This window comes from Flagellimonas sp., assembly GCF_965233845.1.
Taxonomy (GTDB): domain Bacteria; phylum Bacteroidota; class Bacteroidia; order Flavobacteriales; family Flavobacteriaceae; genus Flagellimonas.
Genome location: NZ_OZ247584.1, coordinates 3,879,732 through 3,903,877, shown reverse-complemented (window position 1 = coordinate 3,903,877; position 24,146 = coordinate 3,879,732). Strand labels below are relative to the sequence as shown.

At 43.0% G+C, this 24,146-nt stretch carries 24 protein-coding genes; 3 read left to right on the top strand and 21 right to left on the bottom strand.

Annotated elements, in window-relative coordinates:
- Positions 1 to 18 precede the first annotated feature (18 nt).
- From ACO6S0_RS17435 to ACO6S0_RS17340, 20 genes are all read right to left on the bottom strand, one after another.
- A complete protein-coding gene (locus ACO6S0_RS17435) occupies positions 19 to 546 on the bottom strand; it encodes a DinB family protein (RefSeq protein ID WP_422349566.1) in 528 nt (175 codons plus the stop codon).
- Positions 547 to 548: 2 nt separating this feature from the next.
- Positions 549 to 1,946 carry a pyridoxal phosphate-dependent decarboxylase family protein gene (locus ACO6S0_RS17430; protein ID WP_422349565.1) on the bottom strand — a complete coding sequence of 466 codons (1,398 nt, stop codon included), beginning with the start codon at positions 1,944 to 1,946 and terminating at the stop codon, positions 549 to 551.
- Between the two features lie 41 nt (positions 1,947 to 1,987).
- Positions 1,988 to 2,290 (bottom strand): ArsR/SmtB family transcription factor, encoded by a 303-nt coding sequence (locus ACO6S0_RS17425; RefSeq protein ID WP_422349564.1) that lies wholly within the window; start codon positions 2,288 to 2,290, stop codon positions 1,988 to 1,990.
- Positions 2,291 to 2,385: 95 nt separating this feature from the next.
- The gene (locus ACO6S0_RS17420) at positions 2,386 to 2,898 is read right to left on the bottom strand and encodes a DUF1440 domain-containing protein (RefSeq protein WP_422349563.1); all 513 of its coding nucleotides are present in this window, start codon (positions 2,896 to 2,898) and stop codon (positions 2,386 to 2,388) included.
- 107 nt (positions 2,899 to 3,005) lie between these two features.
- Entirely contained in the window at positions 3,006 to 3,587 is a 582-nt protein-coding gene (locus ACO6S0_RS17415) for a Crp/Fnr family transcriptional regulator (RefSeq protein WP_422349562.1), read from the bottom strand.
- Positions 3,588 to 3,590: 3 nt separating this feature from the next.
- Positions 3,591 to 4,079 (bottom strand): GDYXXLXY domain-containing protein, encoded by a 489-nt coding sequence (locus tag ACO6S0_RS17410; protein ID WP_422349561.1) that lies wholly within the window; start codon positions 4,077 to 4,079, stop codon positions 3,591 to 3,593.
- On the bottom strand, positions 4,076 to 5,140 hold the full coding sequence (locus ACO6S0_RS17405; RefSeq protein ID WP_422349560.1) for a DUF4401 domain-containing protein: 1,065 nt from the start codon (positions 5,138 to 5,140) through the stop codon (positions 4,076 to 4,078). Before ACO6S0_RS17405 ends, ACO6S0_RS17410 begins: the two co-directional genes overlap by 4 nt.
- Positions 5,119 to 6,078: a DUF2157 domain-containing protein gene (locus ACO6S0_RS17400; RefSeq protein WP_422349559.1), complete on the bottom strand. Its 960-nt coding sequence runs from the start codon at positions 6,076 to 6,078 to the stop codon at positions 5,119 to 5,121. The genes ACO6S0_RS17405 and ACO6S0_RS17400 overlap by 22 nt, the downstream gene beginning before the upstream one ends.
- Positions 6,079 to 6,166: 88 nt before the next feature.
- Positions 6,167 to 6,718 carry a DUF7010 family protein gene (locus tag ACO6S0_RS17395; RefSeq protein ID WP_422349558.1) on the bottom strand — a complete coding sequence of 184 codons (552 nt, stop codon included), beginning with the start codon at positions 6,716 to 6,718 and terminating at the stop codon, positions 6,167 to 6,169.
- Between the two features lie 17 nt (positions 6,719 to 6,735).
- A complete protein-coding gene (locus ACO6S0_RS17390) occupies positions 6,736 to 7,461 on the bottom strand; it encodes a GNAT family N-acetyltransferase (protein ID WP_422349557.1) in 726 nt (241 codons plus the stop codon).
- Positions 7,462 to 7,465: 4 nt separating this feature from the next.
- Complete coding sequence (locus ACO6S0_RS17385; RefSeq protein ID WP_422349556.1) at positions 7,466 to 7,879, bottom strand: nuclear transport factor 2 family protein; 414 nt, start codon at positions 7,877 to 7,879, stop codon at positions 7,466 to 7,468.
- Positions 7,880 to 7,891: 12 nt separating this feature from the next.
- Positions 7,892 to 8,431 (bottom strand): NADPH-dependent FMN reductase, encoded by a 540-nt coding sequence (locus tag ACO6S0_RS17380; protein ID WP_422349555.1) that lies wholly within the window; start codon positions 8,429 to 8,431, stop codon positions 7,892 to 7,894.
- Between the two features lie 73 nt (positions 8,432 to 8,504).
- Complete coding sequence (locus ACO6S0_RS17375) at positions 8,505 to 9,083, bottom strand: Crp/Fnr family transcriptional regulator (protein WP_422349554.1); 579 nt, start codon at positions 9,081 to 9,083, stop codon at positions 8,505 to 8,507.
- A 56-nt stretch (positions 9,084 to 9,139) separates the two neighbouring features.
- Positions 9,140 to 9,475, bottom strand: a complete 336-nt coding sequence (locus tag ACO6S0_RS17370) for a DUF6150 family protein (protein ID WP_422349553.1) — start codon at positions 9,473 to 9,475, stop codon at positions 9,140 to 9,142.
- A gap of 44 nt (positions 9,476 to 9,519) precedes the next feature.
- Complete coding sequence (locus ACO6S0_RS17365) at positions 9,520 to 10,710, bottom strand: hypothetical protein (RefSeq protein WP_422349552.1); 1,191 nt, start codon at positions 10,708 to 10,710, stop codon at positions 9,520 to 9,522.
- Positions 10,711 to 10,713: 3 nt separating this feature from the next.
- Positions 10,714 to 12,339 carry a S41 family peptidase gene (locus ACO6S0_RS17360; protein ID WP_422349551.1) on the bottom strand — a complete coding sequence of 542 codons (1,626 nt, stop codon included), beginning with the start codon at positions 12,337 to 12,339 and terminating at the stop codon, positions 10,714 to 10,716.
- Positions 12,320 to 12,703, bottom strand: a complete 384-nt coding sequence (rnpA, locus tag ACO6S0_RS17355; protein ID WP_422349550.1) for a ribonuclease P protein component — start codon at positions 12,701 to 12,703, stop codon at positions 12,320 to 12,322. The genes ACO6S0_RS17360 and rnpA overlap by 20 nt, the downstream gene beginning before the upstream one ends.
- Positions 12,704 to 12,767: 64 nt before the next feature.
- The gene (locus ACO6S0_RS17350) at positions 12,768 to 14,612 is read right to left on the bottom strand and encodes a M1 family metallopeptidase (protein ID WP_422349549.1); all 1,845 of its coding nucleotides are present in this window, start codon (positions 14,610 to 14,612) and stop codon (positions 12,768 to 12,770) included.
- Position 14,613: 1 nt separating this feature from the next.
- Positions 14,614 to 16,263 (bottom strand): S8 family peptidase, encoded by a 1,650-nt coding sequence (locus ACO6S0_RS17345; protein WP_422349548.1) that lies wholly within the window; start codon positions 16,261 to 16,263, stop codon positions 14,614 to 14,616.
- A gap of 29 nt (positions 16,264 to 16,292) precedes the next feature.
- Positions 16,293 to 17,159, bottom strand: coding sequence for an MBL fold metallo-hydrolase (locus ACO6S0_RS17340; RefSeq protein WP_422349547.1), 867 nt, complete (start codon positions 17,157 to 17,159; stop codon positions 16,293 to 16,295).
- Positions 17,160 to 17,447: 288 nt separating this feature from the next.
- Between ACO6S0_RS17340 and ACO6S0_RS17335 the strand changes: the two genes are divergently transcribed.
- Positions 17,448 to 19,274 (top strand): cation:proton antiporter, encoded by a 1,827-nt coding sequence (locus ACO6S0_RS17335; RefSeq protein WP_422349546.1) that lies wholly within the window; start codon positions 17,448 to 17,450, stop codon positions 19,272 to 19,274.
- A gap of 159 nt (positions 19,275 to 19,433) precedes the next feature.
- Positions 19,434 to 19,736 (top strand): hypothetical protein, encoded by a 303-nt coding sequence (locus ACO6S0_RS17330; protein WP_422349545.1) that lies wholly within the window; start codon positions 19,434 to 19,436, stop codon positions 19,734 to 19,736.
- 2 nt (positions 19,737 to 19,738) lie between these two features.
- On the opposite strand, the gene lepA is transcribed toward ACO6S0_RS17330, so the two are convergent.
- Positions 19,739 to 21,535 carry a translation elongation factor 4 gene (gene lepA / locus ACO6S0_RS17325; protein ID WP_422349544.1) on the bottom strand — a complete coding sequence of 599 codons (1,797 nt, stop codon included), beginning with the start codon at positions 21,533 to 21,535 and terminating at the stop codon, positions 19,739 to 19,741.
- A 154-nt stretch (positions 21,536 to 21,689) separates the two neighbouring features.
- Between lepA and ACO6S0_RS17320 the strand changes: the two genes are divergently transcribed.
- Positions 21,690 to 24,107 carry an outer membrane beta-barrel protein gene (locus ACO6S0_RS17320; RefSeq protein ID WP_422349543.1) on the top strand — a complete coding sequence of 806 codons (2,418 nt, stop codon included), beginning with the start codon at positions 21,690 to 21,692 and terminating at the stop codon, positions 24,105 to 24,107.
- Positions 24,108 to 24,146 lie beyond the last annotated feature (39 nt).

The following is a 24,146-nucleotide window of genomic DNA, read 5'->3' as shown; positions in this document are numbered from 1 at the left end:
GCCCAAAAATAGGATTTTCTATAAGTCCTTCAGGATTCTGATGTAATTTTTCCACGGGCCCACGTCCTTGGCATAATGCTTTACCATTACCCGACTCATTTGATTAATATGGGCTAAATCATGCACGGTCCAAGTGGAAAGCAGCTGTCTTAAACTCACTTCCCCCAAATCGGGATGCACACCTTTTTTATCCAAATCCTCCTCACTTAATTTCCAGGATTTAAGCTGGTTCAATGAGGATTCCCGAAGGCTGGTAAATTCCTCCAGCAGGTCTTCCATGGTTTTCCCTTGGGACAATTTTTCCTGTGCAAAGCGGTCAAAAGGCTCAAAGGTTTTATCGGAACCATCACCCAGAATTATTTCTGCCCTGGGAATCCAATCGGTTTGCTCTCCATGGATCAAATGGCCCAAAATATCATAGGCACTCCACGTGCGGGGACCTTCATTTATGGTGGCCCAGTTGGCATCCAGTTCGTAGAAAAGTGCCTTGAAAACAGCTGGAGTCCGCTCTAAAATTTTGATGGATTTGTCTATATCGAAATTCATGATCATTTTTTTTTGGCCTTGGCCAATGATTGTTTAAAAGAAGCTACGGCTTTGGAAATATCATCTTCCGTAGTGGCCCAAGAGCAAATGCTGACACGGATAACCTTTCGGTTTTTCCATTGCGAACCTCCAACCCAGCAGACCCGTTCTTGCTGAATGTTGAACATGGTGTTCTGGGTCAGTTCATCCGTTTCACATTGTACCAAAACTTGGTTGAAAACTACATCGTTCAGCACTTCGAAGCCGGCTACTTTTGAAATTTCATTCTTAAATTGGGTCGCCCTGTGGTGCATGGTTTCAACAAGGTCGGATACTCCCTCCCTGCCCAAGTACTTCAACGCAGCCCAGAGTTCTATGATTCGCGCTCGCCTGGACATTTCCGGGGTGTAGAACATCCCGTCCCGTTCTTCTCCTTTTACGATATAGCTACCCGTCATGTGCAAGGCCGATTTTAGTGCCTCGGGATGTTTGCAAAGGACAATACCACTGTCGTAAGGAGTATTCAAGGTCTTGTGGGCGTCCACGGCCCAGGAATGGGCATGTTCCATACCATGGGTAAGGTGGGAGAGATTTTTTATGGCCCTGGCCCAAAGCCCAAAGGCCCCATCAATGTGAATCCAAGTTCCTTTTTCAGCCGCCTTTTTGCAAATTGCCTCAAAATCATCAAAAGAGCCGGAATTTACATTCCCCGCCTGAAGAATTAGAATGCAGCTATCATCAAGTTCCGGGATTTGGGAGGGGATGATTCGACCTTGATCATCCGTGTCCACCCACTCAATATTTTTATAGCCAAAACCTAGTAAGGAAATGGCCTTAATTACTGTGGAATGTGCTTGATTGCCCGTAATGACTCGCAGTTTTGGACTGCCGTTTAGACCATTTTCGTTTACGTTCCATCCCAATTTTTCAAGCTGGTGGAATCGCCCGGCCGCCAAACCGCAAAAATTGGCCAAGGAAGTACCGCTGACAAAGCCCGCGACGGTATTATCGGCCAGATTAAACAGTTGCCGTAGCCATTGCTCAACAACGGACTCCAGCTTACTGCCAATAGGCGATAATACTTGCATGGCTGGAGCTTGGTCCCAAACCGTTGACAGGGACTTTGCCGCAAGGGTAATGGGGAGCGAGCTGCCATTTACAAATCCGAAATAACGGCCACCAAGAGTAGCAACTGTGGCCGAACCTCCATGCGTATTCAGTTGTTCCAGAATTTGGGCGGAATCCCCGCTTTGTTCGGGCAGGTCTTCTTCAAAACGTTTCAAGTTTTCCAGGGCTTCCTCGGAGGGGTATACATTTCTGTCGAACACGGTATCAATATATGATTTGGCATAGTTGTGGGCGGTTGTCAAGTCGGATTTGGTTTCCAACTCGTGAAGCATTTGTTCTTGGAGATTTTTCATATTGATATATTGAAAATTATCGATTTAACATAATAAAATTTTTAGAGCTCTTTGCTCATCTCCTTTAAATAGGCTTTAATGTTTTTCTCGTTGCGTTGAAAATAGGTCCATTTTCCAATGCGGGTAGGGGTGATGAGTCCAACATTTTGAAGCTGCGACAAATAGTTGGAGATAGTGGATTGTGAGAGGCCGGATTTCTCAAAAATATATTGCCCACAGACCCCAAATCTAAAATGCCCCAATTCCTTATGCGGCGGAAATTCCTTGGAAGGTTCCTTTAGCCATTTAAGGATATCCACCCGGGTTTTGTTGGAGAGTACTTTATTTATTTCAACGACATTCACTTTTCAAATATAGTAAATATCGAAATATGTCGATATCAAAAAAAAGGCCAAAATTTCACAGCAATTTTGGCCTTTCAATAACAGGTCGATTTTTACTAGACAGAATTATCAACCGTTTTGGTTGTATAGTGTTCCCATGTTATCAGGGCAATGGGAACACCCACAAGGACCATATGCCAAACGATTCCTACTATGGCCAAGCTTAGATCAAATGGGCTTTTGGGTATATTGGTATAGGGTAGGACCAAAAGGTTCATTACCAACCAAATCCCCAGACCAAAGATTAAACCACTGGTGACTTTAGAGTTCTTCAGGGCTTTTATTTTGGGAAAGAGGACAAAGTAGATGCCAGCACAAACGTAGGCAATTAAAAAGTGGAAAAAAGTTCCGATCAAGATCATCCCCGTTCCCCCATTAATGGCATTTGGACCATAAATGCCGCTTGCAATGAACTGCAGCACCTGCAAAGGGTTCAAGCCAAAATAGATGTAATAGACAATTACTCCTGCAATTGAATCCAATATACCTGCCACCAGTCCTGACCACAAAAAAGCCTTGAAAGGAGACGAAGTTCTTGTAAAACCGAATAACGAAGTCGTATTTGACATTTTGATTTTTTTTAATGTTAAAATGCGGAACAAAATTGTCAAATGGAAAGTGGATGAAAAATCAGATAGACGAATTAATTTGGTTAAGCCAGTTGAACCAAAACAGCTCACTCCCGAGCCAGATGGCTTTTTAGCTCACTAAGGTATTGTTTGGATATTCCTAGGTATGAGGCAATCATATATTGGGGCACTCGGCGTTCCAATTGTGGATACAACTGTGAGAAGATCAAGTAGCGCTCTTTGGCATCCAAACTAAAGTTTAGAGCAATACGTTTTTCCGAGGCAACAAAGGCATTCTGTATAATTTTTCTAAAAAAACGCTCAAACTTTGGAACCAACCCAAACATTTCTTGAAGTGAGGGGTGTGTAAACTGCAAGACTTCGGTTTTTTCCAAACATTGAACGTTATAGTCTGCAGGTGCTTGCTTTAGAAAGCTGCCCATATCTGCCGCCCACCAGCTTTCAATGGCGAACCTGATAATATGTTCTTGCCCTTGCTTATCCAAATGGAAAGTGCGCACGCATCCCTTGACCACAAAGTTATCATATAGACAGATGTTTCCTTGTTGCACTATGTATTGTCCCTTTAAGTAGATTTTGTGTTGTAAAAAAGGCTTGAGCAGCTCCTTTTCATCATGGGACAGGGAAACATACTTGGACAAATAGTTGAAAAAAGCATCTAACCCCATATGTTACTTTATTAACTGTAGTTGTTCATTATATAGGCCCACCAAGAGACTATTGCCGTTTCCATCAACTTTGACACCACCATATTTGGCATTTACATACTTCTCTCCTTCACCTTCCTGAAAAAAATAGGATTCGGCTCCAATGTTGATGTTGTTCCAGCTTTTTTTGGTGTAATTGATTAAAAATTCACCGGGGTTCAATGGCAATTTTTCACGCTGTACCCTAAATTGATCAATGGTGTTGTCCGAATTGAGGGTCACCACGCAGAAACCGGTTTTGGAGATTTTATCATAATCAATATCACCAGATATGCCATAGCGTAACCGCATATAATCCCCCTGAATTAGGGAGCGGGGATCCACTGGGGCGAGTTCTAGAAGGATGAGCTGCCCATCCTCCAACAGTTTCTCTTTTTGAACAACAGAATTACTGAACAGCACCAGTACCAAGACCAAATTTGCCAATATTACAATCTTCTGAATGCGGTTCATTTCTTGGTCATTTTAAGGGTGAACAAATAGAAAAGTAGAAATACCACTCCAGATGAAAACAAGAGTATGGACTTTGTCAGCAAGGTCAGGTTGAGGTCGTAGTAATATTGTGAAACAAAATAGATTAGAGCAATGATTCCAATAGCCAGACCCGTTTTGTAATTTATTTTATAACTCAATAATATGATCAGGATTGCACCTGAGATTGCGGGTGCCATGACGGCGGGCAACAGCACTGCCACACTAAGGACATAAATCAGGGTTTTGGTATTTCCGGAGACCACACCAACTACCTTGATCAAATCCTTTACCAAATAAAGCACGGCCAAAAAAGATACCACTGAAGAGAGCCAGATGTAGTTTTGATCTATGGGAAACAAATCTCGTTTGCCCAAGGCAATCAATCCAATTAAAAAGGAAAATAGCAATCCAATTCTTAGGGGGCCGTACAGTTTGGAAAGCTTATTACCCCATGTAAGGAACTTGGCCTCATTGAGAAAACAATATACCAACAACACCGCATAAACCGCCAGGTACAGGTGAATCAAATTATACTGGTCATTGGAAATGATCAAAATCAGCAAGCAGCCACCCACACCAAGAATGGAGAGAAAGGACAGCATATAGGTCTGTGTAACAAACAAACTGCCCAAGGCCGTAATCAAGACCAAAAGAGTAACCACATCCTCATTTACTTCCAAGTTTAATAAACTTATGATGACCAAGGCAAAGCCTATAAGGTAAATGGAGATGCTAAAAGTGTCTATGATGAGCCGATCAAACATTTTGGTCAAGATCAAAGCGCCAGATATTAAAAGTACACCCAGCACCAGCATTCCCACTTCGGAGTCGTAGACCCCTAGAATGAACAAAAAGCCCAAAAATGCCAGGGAAGCCAAAAAGCCACCAAAAATGGAGAGCACCTTTATGGCCAAACTGGAAGTCTCGCTCTTATCCTGATTGATTGCTTCCAAAATGGCACTTTCATCAAATTGAAAGTGTTCCCCTTCCTTTTTTTGGATGGTTTCAAGAAAAGTCTTTATCCGATTTGTGCGTTCCATTTTCTGTGAAGTTTGATGAGCCACATGATTAACAAGGTCACACTGGTTATAATGAACATGCTGATAATCAGAAACATTCCAGCATCATCCGACAGTTTGATCAGAAATGCGGAAAACATAATAATCGAGCTAAAGCCAATGATGGAAAGGTAAAAGGCGCTTTTGTTCTGTAAGCCATATAATACCCCTACCAAATAAAGTAGGAGCACAGTAAACAGGAGCATATAAAATGCGGTTTCTGGCGGGTCAAAAATTCCGATGCAGACACCCATGGTGGCATAAACAATGGCTGCCAGCGCAATCAAATGAGTAAACCAATCCGGGGGCTCTATGTTTTTAACCCATTCGGAACCCAATAGAAATACTACGAGAATAAAGCTATTGACCCCAAACAACAAGGCATGGAGAAAGACATCGGACCACCCATGAGCGACCTGCTCTGCATAAAGAACAATAGTTATGTTTATTAAAGTGATGAAAACTGACCATAGGGGTGCAAAATTTACAATGGCTACCCAAATGGCAATTAGCAAAGTCCAATTGAGAAATAGGTCATAAGCATTGGCGCCGGTCTGGTACACTTGCCCAAAAACGGCTAGGAATACCCCAACCAAAACAGCACTTGCCGTAAGCAAGGCCTTTTTAACCAAAGGATTCAGCTGGGCCAATACCGCTGTTAGGGTGGTGGCTACAAAAAGGCCGCTGATCAAGCCGAGTTTGGCAAACTTGTGCAGCGCATCCCAATTATAGGCAAAGAAAAAGATGATACCTGCCACCGTAAAGGAGACTCCGAGGCCCAAGAAGAAGACTTTTAAAAATTTTAACCAGTCTCCAGACGTATTGTAAATATGATCATGTAAAGCCCTGGACACTGAAGAAGTAGACCAGTTGCTATTTTTCGCAATGATTCGAATTTCCTCCCTGCAGATTTTTTCCATATCCAGAAAGATAACAAAATAGTAGGTCCGTTTTAGCACTAAATTGATGGATGGCCCATTTGGCTTTATAGCCTGGAATGAAGAAAGCTTATTTTGCGGTTCTTCGTTGCCCTAAGATCAGGAGGGTTATTAGATAAATCAATACAATCCCAAAAGGAATGGCCACAAACCGATGTTCAGGCAAAGCATACCAGAGACCCAGGACCAGAAGGGTTCGGGTAGCCGCATGGAATATCCCAACCCAATGTTTAATGATCCAAGAGAAGGGAATCCACATACCACCCAATAGGATTCCAACCGTTAAGGGAAGTGAAGTGTAGTCCACTAGAAAAAAGGGAATGGCAATGGCATAGACCATCACGGCTTGCCCGACGGTATAAAAAAACAAGGCATCAAACTCGTTTTTGGTTTTATTCCTGGCCAAAAAGTTCTCGCCAGTAAACTTGGAAATGAACATGGCCAAATACACAATACTCCCTGTTCCAATGAAAAGTACCCAAACCGTGGCCTTAGCAGAAAGGAAAAGGGAAGCAATACCAACCAAGGCCCATACAATGGCACCAGCCAAGGGAGTTGCCAAGAATTTACTGCTTGCAAAAGCGATGCGTTGTTTTTCCAAAGAAGCCCCCTTGTTTTCCATAGTATACATGTATTTGCTTAGACCCTAAAACTTACTAATGAACCGTAGGTTTCAAAACCCAGTTTCGCATAGATAGGTTCTCCCAATTGGGAAGCGACCAGAAAAACCTTTTTGGTTCTTGATGCGCCAGCTTTGGACAATAAGGCCTGTGTCAATCTTTTGCCCAGTCCCAATCCCCTGTAAATGGGAAGCACCCCGATCATATGGATGCCTGAATTTCCATTACCATCAAAATAAACCATACCGCAACTGGCGTAGGTTCCTAAATGCATGCCCAAATATAAATGAAACTGCTGATGTCCAAGCAATGCATTTATCGTACTTGGATGAATGGTATAACCAAAAGCCTTGGAAGCCGTGGTGGCAAATTCAAGGGCATGTTTTGAGTTTCTTACGACAACGATAGCATTAGGCAACCCGCGGGGATGATTTTGATCTGATAAAAGACACATGGCCTTGACCCGGGAGGTTTCCTTGAAACCAGCGAGTTTCAACTTTTCGATCAGTGTTTTGTCCTCCCCAATGGAAAGAGAATTGGGAAGAATGCCATTCTGCATACTTCGTTGGATGTATTCAAAGTCCGTTTTGGAGGAATCGGTTATAAAAACTTTACTTGGCCAAGAATGGGAAGGGGCAAGGGTGGAGGTATATCCCTGCCCCGTCTTGGTGAATTCTGCTTGGTTTCCAATTTCGGACCAAAACTCAAACAGATGGGCGACTATCTCTTGATTCAAAGTATCCATAACGCTAGACCTTTGAAGCTTCAACAAAGGCTGCGGAGTCCTCATAAAATCTGTACTCCTTGATTTTATCATCTTCAATAATGCTCAATTGGACCCAATCGCTTATGAACATTTTTCCTGTTGCTTTTAGTTCGTGGCTAAAAGAACCATTGGCAAATACCACGTTGTCCTGCGCTACAATTCGTTCCACTTCAAAACTTTTGGTGTTGAACAGGGCAAGTATGTTGGCTATAAATTGTTTGGCTTCCTTTTTGGTCTTGTAGATGCCGTGCAATTGTTCTTTGGGTCTTTGTTGCTCTTTTACACTTACGATAAGGCAGTCTTCGTGAAAGGAATCCAGCACCTGATTTGTATTTCCATTTTGAAAGGCTGTAAAGTAGTTGTTGACTACCTGAATGTTTCGATTTGATTTTTCCATGATTTGATTTTTCTATGAATGAAGTGTTTGTAAAAAGTTCTGGATGACGCCGTCAAATTTGGCGGCCTCTTCCTCATTTGTAATTTTATGATTGACAGGGTCAAAGTTGTGATTGAAGCTACCAAGGGAATACGAATCCGTAAGATTCCCACCCCAAATAGGCAGAAGTTTTTCCAAAACTTTTAGATTGGAAGCCCCACCATTGTATCCTGGGGATGTGCTTAGGAGCAAAACCGGCTTATCCCCAAAGAATTTTTGATCAATTCTCGAAATCCAGTCAATAAGGTTCTTCAAAAAAGCTGTGGGTAGCCCATTGTGTTCTGGAGATGCAACAATAAAACCATCTGCTTGCGCAAATTCCTTGAAAAGCAATTTAATGGGTTTTGGCAATCCCTTTTCCTCCTCTTGAAGGCCATAAAGGGGCACATCCAATGTGGTTGAGGTTATCCTTTTGATTTGGGACGAGTGAAGCGCCTCCAAAGCAGCTGTCATTAATTTTTCATTGATGGAATTTGGACTGTTACTGCCCGTTAAAGCAAGTATCTTTTTCATTGTACCGTGATTTATGGTACAAAGTTTCTAAACTGCAAGGGCCTGAATCTTAAGGTATCTTAAGAAAGAGGGATTAAGGAGAATTTTTTCGCAATGAGCTTAAAAATTCGGGGGTAATCCCTAGGTAAGAGGCAACCATGTATTGAGGGATTCGTTGTTCTATGGCGCGGTACTTAGAACGGAATTCCTGATATCGCTGCTCTGCCGTTTTGCTCATGTTATCCATGGTTCGCTCTTGAAAAGCCACATAAGCCTTTTCAAACTTCAACCGAAAAAAACGCTCAAGGGAAGGGACATCATGAAACAACTGGTCAAGGGCTATTTTTGATATTTGAACCACGGTGCTGGGCTCAAGTGCCTGAACAAATTGCTTGGCCGGGGTTTGGGTAAGGTAACTGTATAAGTCATTGATCCACCAACCCTCTATTCCAAATTGGACTACATGTTCTTTAGCCTCGGAATCCATATAGTAGGCCCGCATACACCCTTTTGATATAAACCTCATGTGTTTGGAAGTATCTCCTGCAAAAAGTAAAACCTCTTTTCTTCCAAGTTCAATAACCTTACTCTGCTGTTTTATAAGACGTGCCTCTTCCAAAGAAATGGTAACGGAGGCTCTAAAATGATTTAAAAGATGCTCAACGGGATTCACCTAGGCGTTAATTAAGAAGGACACTTCCAAGATAGGGAATTTGAAGCCAGTTTACACTACCACATCCAATGCTGTAGGGATGCGTCTCTCCATTTGGCCTTATAATCCGAGTCCACTACATAAATGATCAGGTCAGCCTTATAATCGGCATCCACGAAATAGACTTTTTTATCAGCTTTATAATCTGCATCAGTGAAAAACCATAACCCCCTGTTGTCTTGTGCTTTATAATCCCTGTTAACTTTATAAACCAACAGATCTGCCTTATAATCGCGATTGGCAACAAAGACTTTTATATCTGCTTTGTAGTCTCGATCCACAGCAAAAACTTTTTGACTGTGCATCAAGTGTGTGCAAAGCAGAAATATTGGAAAGGAAAATAGCGTTTTCATGGTTTTTGGTTTATTCTTCGGGCACCAAAACCATGCCAAGACACCTAATAGGGTTTTAACAGGTCAATAAACTCATCAATAAATGTAGACTGGGCACTGGATTGTGCATGAATCAACTCGTTTTTCCTTGAGTACAATCGAACAAACAGATCAAACCGGATGCGATAGGCCATATTTTGAACTTCTTCATTTTCCTTATCCTTGAGTTTGTCCAGTTTTCCCAGTTCTTTTTTCCACCATTCCCAATTCACTTTTTGCGGTTGTGCAAAGTCCTCGCGTAGTTGTTTGTCCCAAGCCATCACCCATTTTCGTTCCTGTTCCAACGTTTTTCCCAGCTGTTCCAATTTCCTTTTGAGCGGCTTGGATTTCAGAAGGCGTGTGTATTGGGTTTCTATACTGTCGATGTCCCAAATTCCTTTGTAATCTTTGATGATGCGTTCCAGTTGTTCTGCTTCAAACAAAAGCCGTTCTTCCGCTCTGAACTGCTTTACCAGCTCATAGTCTTTTACATATTGAGCCCGTAATTTGTCTGTTGGGATGGGCTTTTTCTTTTTGAGCTTTTGAAGATTTAACCAATCAAAGGCGCGCAGGATTTGTTCTTGTGGTGGCCATCGATGCTCCTCATCAAAAGTAATTAGGGTGCTGTTGAAATTGATGAGGTTTAGGAAGCCTTTGTTCTCTACCATCTCCTTATAGTTCATGTCCCTGTTTCCGCAGAGACCCACATAAGCATAGTCGTGGGCTGCCGGCATATGCTCCTTGATTCCTGAAAACCCTGCCCCACAACCTATGACTCCGGCAAACTTATTGGTCAGGGATGCGATGGCACTTGCCAAACGCGAACCCCCAGAAAAACCGGAAGCATACATCTCATCTTCTTTAATATTAAAATGGGAAAAAACATGGTTGAACAAGTTGTTGGCCAGGGCAAAGTTTCTTTCGTATGGGGCGTTTCTGGAGTTGTTGGAGCAGATGAGGATATGACCATACTTTTCAGAAGCGGGAATAAAAGGTTGAATGCCGGCCGCTCCCCTGGCGGCAGGATCGAAAATAAAAACAATGGAGCTCAGTTCCTGGCTGGAAAAATTCTGGGGTAAATAGAGCGCAAAGGTCTCTTTTTGGGCTCCACTGACCGGGATTGAATCGTGTATTTCCCCTTTTTCATAGTGTTGTTGGCTAAATAAGGGAATGTTGAAAATCAGTATTAGAAATAGGCATGAACTATACCATTTCATGACCTACCGAAGAATGCCATTGTATTTGGAAGCATCTCCGAGCAAGGCGGTGGCACTGAGAATGGCATCGTCATGCTTCAGGTAATATTGATAAAGACCTTCCCTATAGAAATATCGTTTGATGATTTCGTCTTCAAGATTTTTCTTGATTTCCCTTTGATAGGTATCCAAAGCGGAAATTTTACCGTTGTTGATGGCCAATAACAAATCCTTGTACTTTTCTTGGACATTGGAACCCAACAAGTGATCCTCGGAGTTCATGGTTTGTTCCAATAACGCTTCTGTTTCTGTTTGGAACGAAAAATCCTGTGTTTGCGCATATTTTTTAAATGCCCCAAAATCGGAATCCTTAAAAGTGAAATCACCCACCGTGTCAAAGGAGTGGTCAAAATAGAAATCCGTGGCAAAATCAAAGATGATGTTGTTTTGCTGTAATGCATCAATAAGGCTGTTGGTTTTTATGGATGCGATTTCCACATCGGGCATTACCCCTCCACCGTCCTGTACCTTACGGCCATTTCTTGTGGTAAACTCCTTAAATTGGGTGTTCCTGACGGCATTACCTTCTTCATCCCTGTTCCAATAGTCCAAGGACTGGATACACCTACCGGATGGGGTATAATATCGTGAAATGGTTACCTTAAGTTGGGTACTGTACGTAAGCTTGAGCGGGCGTTGCACCAGGCCTTTTCCAAAACTTCGGGCGCCCATGACCACAGCTCGGTCCAGATCCTGCAATCCCCCGGAAACAATTTCACTAGCTGAGGCACTTCTACCGTCCACCAACACCACGAGCGGGATATCCAAATCTTCGGGCTGATTTTTGGTCTTGTACTCTTGATTGAATTTTTTGACCTTGGATTTTGTGGTTACGATCAGCTCTCCTTTGGGAACGAATAAATTGGTCACATTGATGGCTTCTGTAAGAAGTCCTCCAGGATTTCCCCTTAAATCGAGAATCAGCCGCTCTGCGCCTTTGCCCTTTAAATCCTGTAGTGCAGATTTGGTTTGGCTGGAAGCCTTTCTATTGAAACGGGAAAGAACGATGTAGCCTGTTTTTTCGTCGATCATGTCATAAAACGGAACCGCATCCACTTCCACTCCTTCGCGGTTTAGGGTGGCGGTCTTGGTTTCTCCTTGTCTTACAAAGGTGACATCTACGGAGGTGTTGTTGGCCCCTTTGAGTAATTCGCTGGCGTTATCGTCAAAATCGGCAACCGTAATATCTCCAATCTTTATGATTTCATCCCCGGCCTTCAATCCAGCTTTGTCAGCAGGATACCCTTTGTAAGGTTCAACAATGAGCAATTTGCTCTCATAGGATCTGACCAAGGCCCCAATACCTGAATATTCGCCAGCGTTGTTGATTTTATAGGCCTCCACATCCTGTTCATTCAGAAAACGGGTATAGGGGTCCAATTCTTCCAACATGTTCTTAATGGCAGAATCCATCAATTCTGCAGGATTTGTCTCATCCACATAATTCATGTTGAGTTCCTTGAAAAGCGTAGTAAAGATTTCGATTTGTTTCGCTATCTCAAAGAAATCGCTTTTAAATCCGGAAGAGGCAACCAAAATGGTGAGTGCTACAACTGGAACCCAAATTCTTTTATTGATCAGATTTTTCATGGGATTCTTTTTTTATAAATGCTTCCAAAAGCTTAGTCATGGCTTTGTCCACCTCCTTGGCGTTAGGCATCGTATTACCAAGGTATAAAAATAGAAACGCAAAGTTTCCCTCTACATTGTTAAAAAGAAGGTGCTTGTTCAAGCGATAAGATTCACGGAGAAGGCGCTTTACCCGATTCCGATCAACGGCATTTTTAAACTTTTTCTTTGGAGCCGTAACACCAGCCTTGAACTGAACATCATCGAATTCGCATTTGGTATAGAGCAACCTTATTGGAAAGGCCTTTACACTTTTTCCCTCAACAAAAAGTTGCTCAATCAGCTTTTTGCTCTTGAGTTTTTCTTTTTTGCTGAAGGAGGCCATTTTAGTGCTACTTAATTATCTCGCCAAGAAGGAACTTCGCCCTAAAACGAAGGCCGCTCTGGTCTTAAGGTTGCCAAACGTTGTTTTCCCCATTTACATCGGCCATGAGCTGTGATGGATCAATGACCAAAGCCTGGATATCGCCCAAGGGCTTGTCTATGATCAACTCATAGGTGGGATGCGCCCAAGTCCAATCTTTTGCCACCGTTCTTTTTAGGTTGGGATAGGGATTATCCTTTTCACCTCTCATCATTTGAAGAGGTATGTAATAAGTTTCTTGGGAGCCATCCGTATTGGCCACCAACAAATCAATGGGCATAGGCATATCCCCAATTCTTTCCAAGGTTACTTTGGTCTGGTTTCCAGAAGCCTCAACGCTTTTAATCGCATAGTCAATGGTGTTGGTTGTTTGGGTCCAATCCACCAAATACCAGTCGAGCTCCATTCCAGAGATTTTTTCCGCTGTGCGCTTAATATCATTGGGAACAGGATGTTTGAACTTAAAATCTTCATAGTACTTCCGCACCGATTCCATGAGCTTATCCTGTCCAATTACGTATCCCAGTTGGGAAAGGAAAATGGAACCTTTGCTATAGGCTGCAATACCATAGGCAAAGTTGGTGCTATAGCGATCGGCATGGGTGGACTGCGGTTTTTCCAGACCTGAATTGACGAGCGCGTAGTATCCTTTATAAGAACCCTCAAACGGATTTTCCTTGCCCTGTTCCATGATCTCATTCATACACAGGCTGCTGATGAAAGTAGTAAAACCCTCATCCATCCACTCATGCTTGGATTCGTTGGTGGCCAGCGCATGTTGAAACCAGGAATGTGCCATTTCATGCACCATCACACCGACCAAACTTCCGAATGAACGGTTACCTGTGATTAAAGTACTCATAGCATACTCCATTCCGCCATCCCCGCCTTGAACCACCGAGTATTGGTCATAGGGATATGTGCCAACATTCTTGTTAAAGAAACGCATGGCATCAGCCGTTTTGGGCTGTAGATTTTTCCAGTTTTCTATGATTTCCGGATTGTTTTTGTAATAGAAATGAAGGGTGGGTCCATCCTCCATTTGCAAGGTATCATGAATGTACTCAGGGTCCGCTCCCCACATAAAATCATGGACCTTTGGCGCCTTAAAATGCCATGTCAAGGTTTTGCCCTTGGTCTTTACCTTGGTGCCGGGGGCCTCATATCCATGTCCCACCTCTTGCGGGTTTTGAAGATAACCGGAGCCTCCAACGACATAGTCTTTGTCCAACGTCAATTTTACATCAAAATCTCCCCAAACCCCATGAAACTCTCTGGCGATGTAGGGGTTGGCGTGCCAGCCTTCAAAATCGTATTCGGATAATTTGGGATACCACTGGCTCATGGAAAGGGCCACCCCTTCAGAGTTGTTTCTGCCCGACCGTCTGATCTGGGCGGGCACTTGTCCGTTAAACGCCATATCCAAGGTAGTTTTACCACCCGAGGGAATGGGCTGTGCCAAGTCCACCACCAAAATGGTTCCTTCTTCCTTAAAGGAAACGGCTTGACCATCTTGGGTAAGGGTTTCTACATGCAAATAACCCATTTCAGATTCAGATAGGGAAGCAATCCTGCTTTTCCCATTTTCCATCATCCTGCCATCCGGATCTTTAATGCTTTGCAAGCGGGCATCCATCTGGCTACCAGGCTGAAAGGCATTAAAAAACAAATGGTAGTACACCCGATTCAATGCATCGGGAGAGTTGTTGGTATAAATTAGTTTTTGCGTACCCGTATATTGAAATGTCTTTACATCCATTTCAACATCCATGGTATAATCCACGTGCTGCTGCCAATATGAAGTGTTCTGCGCAGGCAGTGAAAACACAGCGGCAAAAGCAATTGAAAAGAAAAACCAGGCCTTTTTCATATTATTTGGTGTTGTTGCTAAGGGTTGCTTTTCCTTTGGTGATGCTTTCTGCCAGCAATAAGGCGTTATAGGCATTCACCATTTTCCCTGATTTGGAAATCTTATCAAAAGTTGAGGCGTTGGCCGGATCTCCCGAAACAATTACGGAAGCTTTGGTACCCAATCCTGATTGGATAATAATCTGTTTTACTTGTACCGCTGACAACTGTGGGTAGTATGATCGTACCAATGCCGCTACGCCCGCAACAGCTGGGGCGGCCATGGAAGTGCCTCCCATGAAATCATATTTGTTGTTCGGCAAGGTGGAATAAATGGCATCTCCAGGAGCAAAAACATCCACATTTTGGCTACCATAATTGGAGAAAGTTGCCACCATTTTGGAACCATAACTGCTGGTCAATGCCCCAACCGTGATTACATTGTTGGCAATTTCCATTGCTCCGAACATATGATCGTTGGGGTAGTTTGGATTTTCTGGATTGTCCAAGTCATTGCCATCGTTTCCTGCAGCATGCACAATTAAAACATCTTTTGAAGCAGCATATTTTATGGCGTCGTACACCCATTGTGCATTGGGAGAAAAGGATTTTCCAAAACTACAGTTGATTATTTTGGCACCATTGTCCACAGCGTATCGAATGGCCAAGGCGATATCCTTGTCATATTCATCGCCGTTGGGTACAGCGCGCACACTCATGATTTTCACATTTTTGGCAACTCCGTTCACCCCTTTTCCGTTGTTACGTTCCGCAGCTATAATTCCGGCCACATGGGTTCCGTGGCTTTCTGTATCCACCCTGTTTTTCGGGTTTCCGTTCCCGTACTTTTTGTCACTAAAGTCATAAGGATTGTCCCCAACGGTCTGTCTTCCGTCAAAATCCTTGTTGAGGTTGTAGTTGACCTGATCCGTGAAATAGGTAATGCCCTCGTTGAGTTCTTCCATTACACTGGGAATACTCTCACCATAGGAGAACATTTGGGTAAGTACGGCAACATGCTGCTGCATTTCCTCTGTTTTAGGCTCAATGGACAACAACTCTTTTTTGGTGTAAGAACTTTTACCCAATTCTTTTTTCACTGCCTCATCGGCACCCTTAACCACTTGGAAAATCTGCTCGTATTGTTGTTTGTTCTGCAATGCTTTTGGATAAGCTTCGTCCAGTTTTAAGCGAGCCTTGGCCCTTGCAGAGGCATCCCCAACACCTACCCGGAGCATACGTACATACTCCAATTGTTCGTTATAGGCCTCGCCCAGGAAATTATAGCCATGGATGTCATCTATATAGCCGTTTCCGTCATCGTCCCTGCCATTATTGGGTCGCTCGCCTTTGTTGGTCCACAGCACCCCGTCCAAATCTTCGTGTTCAATATCGATTCCCGAATCAACTACGGCCACAATAACGGTTTTCCCGTTTTTGTTCTTGATGATTTCCCGGTAGGCCTTGTCCACGCTCATGCCAGGAATGGTGTCCGCAATGAGGTCTGCATGACCCCAGGTTTTTTTCTGATATTCTAACAATTCCGATACCTTAAGAGGAATGGTATCTATATTTTCAACAGGTGTTGAAACAAGGGTAGTGGCACCACACCCCATTAGGAAAATGGAAGCGGAAACCATGGAGAAAGAAAGATTGAAATAACTGCGATTCATATAGATGATTTTAATTGAAATGTAAAACTTTATTGTGAATTGAATACTTCATCAAAGGAAAACAATTGATCCAGGCGCACACCTTTTTCCGTTTTTTTGAGGGAGCACAATTGGTTGTGCGCATCGTGCTCAAAAAAGAGGAGGTAATTGTTTTCTGCAACCGTATTCAAAAAATTAGCCTTTTCCTTTAAGGTTAGCAGGGGCCTAGTATCATAACCCATAACGTAAGGTAAGGGAATATGCCCAACTGTTGGAATCAAATCTGCAACAAAAACCAAGGTTTTACCCTTATAGGTAACATGGGGCAACATTTGTTTTTCCGTATGTCCATCTGCAAAAAGAATGCCGAACCCCAACTCAGACGTCTCTTGAAATGCACCTTCTTTCCGGTCCACAAAATGAAGTTGGCCACTTTCTTCCATGGGCAAAAGGTTTTCTTTTAGAAAAGAGGCTTTTTCCCTAGCATTTGGATGGGTAGCCCATTCCCAATGCTCTTTGTTGGACCAAAATCGTGCATTTTTAAAAGCGGGCTCATACCCCGTTCTATCGGTATTCCATTGGATACTTCCCCCACAATGGTCAAAATGGAGGTGGGTCAAAAAAACGTCTGTGACATCATCCCTATGAAACCCCAATGCTTCCAATGAAGCATCCAAACTGTGGTTTCCCCAACGATAATAGTAACTGAAGAATTTTTCAGATTGCTTGTTTCCCAAGCCATTGTCGACCAAAATGAGCCTGTTGCCATCTTCAATGAGAAGACAACGTGCGGCCAAATCGATCATATTGTTGTTGTCTGCCGGGTTGGTTTTGCTCCAAATGGATTTGGGCACCACTCCAAACATGGCCCCCCCATCCAATTTAAAATTTCCGGTCTCAACGGGATAAATAGTCATTCAGAAAAGCAAATGGCGTGCAAAATAAGAAAAGCAGACCTTAAATAGTTAAAAAACATAGGTTTATTGGCCCTATTTTAACAAAAATCAAATAGGTCCGGACTGCCTCAAAAGTTTGGTCAGCTACTCTCCAAAATAGATCAACTCCTTGGTTTCCTGAACACTCAACAATCGTTCTTTTTTAGGAATGGGGCTTCAAAATATCACAATATGAAGAAAGAAGTACCCAATGTCATAAGTTTGACAAAATTCTAAAAGAAAAACGTTAAATTTCAAGAAAACTAACTCATGGTAGAGCTTGCGGGCATCATAATTTTGGGAATCATTGCACAATGGGTGGCATGGCGCTTTAAACTTCCCGCTATTTTACCGTTGATTCTGATCGGACTTTTGGTAGGCCCTATTGCCACTTTGTACACGGAGGATGGGGGCAAACTAATAGAGCCTATTTGGAATGGGAAAAAGGGACTTTTTCCTGGGGAGGGCCTTTACTATTTTGTGTCCTTGGCCATCAGCATCATTCTGTTTGAGGGAGGACTTACCCTTAAACGGGCAGAAATAAAGAATGTGGGACCGGTAATCACAAAATTAATTACTGTGGGAACCGTAGTAACCTTTTTTGGAGCTGGAGTAGCTGCGCATTACATCTTTGGGCTTACCTGGCAAATTTCATTCCTGTTTTCTGCATTGATTATAGTCACCGGACCAACGGTAATAACACCAATTCTAAGAAATATCCCATTAAAAAAGGACGTTTCCGCTGTGCTTAAGTGGGAGGGCATTCTAATAGACCCCATTGGGGCCTTAGTGGCGGTATTGGTCTTTGAGTTTATTAGTGTGGGTGAAGGTCAGGCATTTACCAAAACGGCATTGATCGAGTTTGGTAAAATCCTGCTGTTCGGAACCACCTTTGGTTTCACTTTTGCCCATGCCCTGGGGTTTGTAATCAAAAGAAATCTGGTGCCCCATTACCTGCTGAATGTGGTATCGCTTTCTGTGGTACTGCTGGTCTACGTGGAATCGGATTTGTTTGCCCATGAATCGGGATTACTGGCCGTTGTGGTCATGGGAATGGTCATGGGGAATATGAATTTGCCCAATTTGAAGGAGCTTCTTTATTTTAAGGAATCGCTAAGTGTTTTGTTGATTTCCATCTTATTTATCCTTTTGGCGGCCAACATTAATATTAGTGACCTGGAACTAATTTTCAATTGGAATACGGCCATTTTGTTTGCCGTGGTTGTTTTTGTGATACGGCCATTGGGTGTTTTTCTTAGTTCCATGGGTTCCGATTTGAAACTCAATGAAAAGCTTTTTATTGGTTGGGTTGGCCCTAGGGGTATTGTTGCGGCGGGAATTGCTTCGTTATTTGGCTCCAAGCTGTTGAGCAAAGGGGAACCAGGGGCTGAGTACATTACACCTTTGGTGTTCATGATAGTGTTGGGAACCGTACTGTTGAATGCGACCACAGCCCGTTTTGTGGCCAAAATTGTGGGGGTCTTTTTAAAGAAATCCGAAGGAGTGTTGATCATAGGCGCTTCCAAGGTATCCCGTCTCATTGGCAACTATCTCAAAAAGAACAATCGGCATGTGGTACTAATAGATAACAACCAGTCCAATATTGAAAAAGCGCAACGTTTGGGACTTGAAGCTATGACAGCGGATATTTTTTCGGACTCGCTGGCGGACAATATTGAACTGAACGACATGGGATTTTTGCTGGCCTTAACCGGAAACTCGGACATTAATGAATTTGCGATTGAAAAATTCCAACGGCAATTTGGCGAAAACGGGGCGTTTAGATTGGTAAACTCAGATGAGATGAACGATCCTGACAATAACCCAAAAGAGGGGCTGTTCTCCCATACGGACGACTTCATAAAATTGATTGAGGTTGTGCGGAAATACCCGGCCATTCAAGAAATTGACCTGAAGGACAAACAACATTATGATGATCTGATCGATCTGGCCCAAAAGGATAGCGAGATCATCCCTGTTTTCACAAAAGCCCCAACCGGGGTCATAGACGTTATCCCCGCAAACAGCAAGGACTTTTCTCCAAACGGGAATGGCTACAAGCTGGTGTACATGGGAAAAACCATCGTTGCTGACTAAAATCCCAATCACGGGAGTCCTTTCAAAACCACATTTTTAGCAAAAATCCACTCATCCGTCAATTGAAAACGCCCATTCGTCAATTGAGGGCTTAAAAAAGTGCTGTTAGGCCGCTACATTGCCTCACCTTTAATTTAGTTTAACCTAAATCTTATAGAGATGAAAAAAACAGTACTTTCTACAGGTATAATGGCCATTTTGTTTGTTGGCTGTTCCGTGGACGCAGAGGAATTATTGAAAGACAGACTGGCCGAGCCTGAAGTCACCACTTCTTCGGTGTGCTTTTCTTGTGCAGATCAATTGGGGTTCAAGCTCGAAATATGCAGTAAAATGGATGGAACCTATACCTTATTATATAAAGATGTAGAGGTAAAGACCATCAATGCTGAAGAGCTTGAAGGCATGAGCCCGAGGGAATTTGTCGCCGAAGGATGCAAGGGTATTCCAGATTTTGAAAGCTAAACCTAGTCGTTCAGTTTTAGGACTGCCATAAAAGCTTGTTGCGGAATCTCCACATTCCCTACTTGGCGCATGCGTTTTTTCCCCTTTTTCTGTTTTTCCAAGAGTTTACGCTTTCTGGAAATATCACCCCCGTAACATTTGGCGGTAACATCTTTCCGAAGCGCTTTTATGGTTTCCCTAGAAATGATTTTGGATCCAATGGCCGCTTGGATAGGAATATCAAACTGTTGCCTTGGGATAAGCTCCTTTAATTTTTCGCACATCTTCTTACCAATACTATGGGCGTTGTCAAAATGAACCAATGCGGATAAGGCATCAACAGGCTGTGCATTCAACAAGATATCCACTCGGACCAATTTGGAGGTTCGCATTCCTATTGGGGTATAGTCGAAAGAGGCATAGCCTTTTGAAACGGTTTTCAATCGGTCATAAAAATCAAAAACGATTTCGGCCAAGGGCATATCAAAAGTAAGCTCCACCCGCTCTGTGGTCAAATAAGTTTGATTGGTGATTTGACCCCGCTTTTCAATACACAAAGACATCACGTTGCCCACAAAATCGGACTTGGTGATGATGGTGGCCTTTATATAAGGTTCCTCAACACGATCCACCGTTGAAGGATCGGGTAAATCCGAAGGATTATTTACGATAAGTGCGGTTTCCTTGTCCTTGGTGGTGTAAGCATGATAACTTACGTTGGGAACCGTAGTAATAACCGTCATGTTGAACTCACGCTCCAATCGCTCCTGGATAATCTCCATGTGCAACATGCCCAAAAATCCACATCTAAAGCCAAAACCAAGCGCGGCACTACTTTCAGGAGTAAACACCAGGGAGGCATCGTTCAATTGTAATTTTTCCATGGAGGAGCGAAGCTCCTCAAAATCTTCGGTGTCCACAGGATAAATTCCAGCGAAAACCATGGGCTTCACATCTTCAAAACCTTCAATGGCGTTTTGGGTTGGTTTGTTGGCATCCGTTATGGTATCCCCAACTTTAACCTCCCGCGCATCTTTGATTCCCGTAATGAGATACCCCACATCTCCAGAGGAAATAACGGGCTTGGGAACCTGATTTAATTTTAGGGTGCCAATTTCGTCAGCGAAATAGTCCTTGTTGGTGGCCACAAACTTGATTTTCTGCCCTTTCCTAATTTCTCCATTGATGACCCTAAAATAGGTTTCCACACCTCGAAAGGGATTGTAAACAGAATCAAACACCAAGGCCTGTAGGGATTCATTTGGGTTTCCTTTGGGAGCTGGAACCCGCTCTATGATGGCCGTGAGAATATTTTCTATTCCAATGCCGGTTTTGGCACTGGCAGGAATCACTTCCTCTGGGGCGCATCCCAAAAGGTCAACAATATCATCCGTAACTTCTTCTGGGTTTGCGCTGGGCAAATCTACTTTATTGAGCACGGGAATGATTTCCAAATCGTTTTCCAGGGCCAAGTATAAGTTTGATATGGTTTGCGCTTGGATACTTTGGGCCGCGTCCACCACCAAAAGGGCGCCTTCGCAGGCTGCAATGGATCGCGAAACCTCATACGAGAAATCCACGTGTCCAGGGGTGTCTATAAGATTGAGGATATAAGTTTCTCCCTCGTGGACGTATTCCATTTGTATAGCATGGCTTTTGATGGTTATACCACGCTCCCGCTCCAGATCCATATTGTCCAACAGCTGATCCTGTTTTTCCCGATCGGTAACAGAGCCTGTAAAGTCCAATAACCGGTCTGCCAAGGTACTTTTACCATGGTCTATATGTGCAATGATGCAAAAATTCCTAATCCTCTCCATATCAATAACTGCCTGTAAAATCTAAGGCTTTAAAGCAACTGCAAATATAGCTCTTTTAGCTGCCCGACTACTGGTTTTTTGCAAATATGACGCAATGACGACGTACATGGCTCTAAAATATTTTCTTAGATTTGATATCCAACCCCAAGACTAAATGAGACACCTTGCCTTTATTTTTTTATTGGCGTTTTTCCCCTGCACGCACTTGCATGCACAGACTTACCAGATTAGCGGAAAGGTTGTAGATCAAGAAAATAATTTAATTCCATATGCCAACATCCTTTTGTTACAAGCAGTTGATTCCACTTTTGTTATGGGAACATCAGCAGATGAGGTGGGTTATTTTTCTTTAAACGAGGTTGAACCTGATCTATATTTATTACAGGCCAGTTATGTGGGCAGAGGCTCCGAACCAAGGGCATTGGATATTGCCGGCAACGTTTCATTGGGAGCCTTGATTATTCCTCTGGAAACTAATACCCTGGATGAGGTTGTAGTGACCGCAAAGCGTCCAACGCTGCAAAGATTGCCAGACAGACTGGTCTTTTCTGTTGAGAACACTATTGTTTCACAGGGAAGTTCTTGGGACATATTGAGAAGCACTCCAGGAGTTATTGTAAATCAGGAAGACCTACAGATAAAAGGGCAAAGTGCCACTGTTTATCTGAATGACCGAAAAGTGCACCTCTCTGGTCAAGAAGTAAAGGAATTGTTGGAAGGCTTTTCCGGGAACAACATAAAATCGGTGGAAGTAATTGCCAACCCTCCGGCGCGTTACGATGCTGAAGGCGGGCCCATATTGAACATCGTTACCTCCAAAAACATTACGCCAGGATATAAAGGCAGTATCAACGGGAGCTATACCCAGGCCTCCTTCCCAAAATTTGCAGCAGGGATGAGCCACTATTTCAAGACGGACAAACTTAACCTGTTTGCCAACTATTCCATAAGCCCGAAAAAGGAATTGCGGAAAACAAGAAAGGGAACCAATTATATGGGTGACACCAATTCGATTTTTTCGAGATGGACCACCTTATACAATGAAACGTTGTCCTCCCAAGCACAGAATGCCAGCTTTATACTGGACTACGATTTTGATGAAAGAAACAGCCTTAATCTCACCTCCAATTTGGCCTTTAATTTTGGACAGGAAAGGGAAATAGACTTAAATGCGGAAATTAGGGATGGACAGCAGCAGTTGGATTCTACTTTTGTCACCAGGAATATTGCCGATTTGGACAATTCCAACTTGGCCTTTGACCTTTCATACATCCATAAACTGAAGAAACCAGGTGCCAGAGTCACTTTTAATGGACATTTTACCAACTATAATGGGGAATCCTTTCAAAATCTGAACTCCAATTATTTTGACGACAATGCTATGTTTATAAGGAATTTCACCTTTGACACGGATTCTAAGCAGGACATACAAATCTTTACTGGACAGGCGGATTTCTCTACGCCTTTGGGAACCAGCTCATTTGAAACAGGGCTTAAGATGTCCTCCATTACTTCCGAAAGCAGGGTGGACTTTCAGAATTTTATTGGATCGGACAATACCGTAAGCCCATCATTGTCCGATGTGTTTTCCTATGATGAAAAGGTTTATGCAGGTTATTTGAGTTGGGTTAAAAGCTGGGATAAATGGTCCATGAAATTAGGTCTTAGAGGGGAACTAACCGAAGCCAATGGAACATCACAAACCCTTGATGAGACCAATACCGTGGATTTTTTTGAGCCCTTTCCTTCCGTTTACATTCTATACTCTCCATCAGATAAACATAGCTTTGCGTTTGACTATGGAAGAAATGTGGACAGACCCAAATACAATGACCTAAACCCCTTTAGAGTCTTTTTCAACGAAAATGATTTTGAGGAGGGCAATCCCGGCTTAAGGCCAAGTTTCAGCAATAATTTCAACTTCAATTACTCCTTGAATAGCGAGTTCTTTGTTGATATTTATTATAGAGACAACGGACGCAATATTGGATATTTGGTATTTCAGGACAATGATGAGCAAACCTTGGTGGAGTTAAAACAAAACATGTTGGCCAGTAAATCCTATGGTTTGGATTTCACGGTCAGCAAGGGGATAACCCCATTTTGGTTTATGTATGCGTACACTTCCTTTTTTCATGAAGAGGAGACGTTTCTGGCAGTGGAAAGCAACAATCAGGAATATACCAACGAAGTGGATGGGATTTATGGCTATTTGGCCAATTACCTTACCCTATCAAAGGACGGCACCTTTACCGGAGAACTTACAATGACTTATATATCGCAATTTTTGTTTGGTTCGTATATCTCAGACGAGCAGTTAAATCTGACCCTGGGATTGCGTAAATCCCTCTGGAACAATCGGGCAAGTATTTCAGTGGCGGCGGAAGACTTACTGGAGCAATACCTCCCCACATACACCTCAAGATACCTTAATCAGGATAATTTTTACAGACGCAGGCCGGAGGCCCAGTTTATCCGGTTTGGGTTTACCTATAATTTCGGAAACTTTAGGCTACAGGATAACGAGCGGGCCATCGAGAAAAAAGAACGAGACCGATTGGAGGCCAACTAACTTACTGATTTTCCTGTATTTTGTATTTTTGCAATCCTA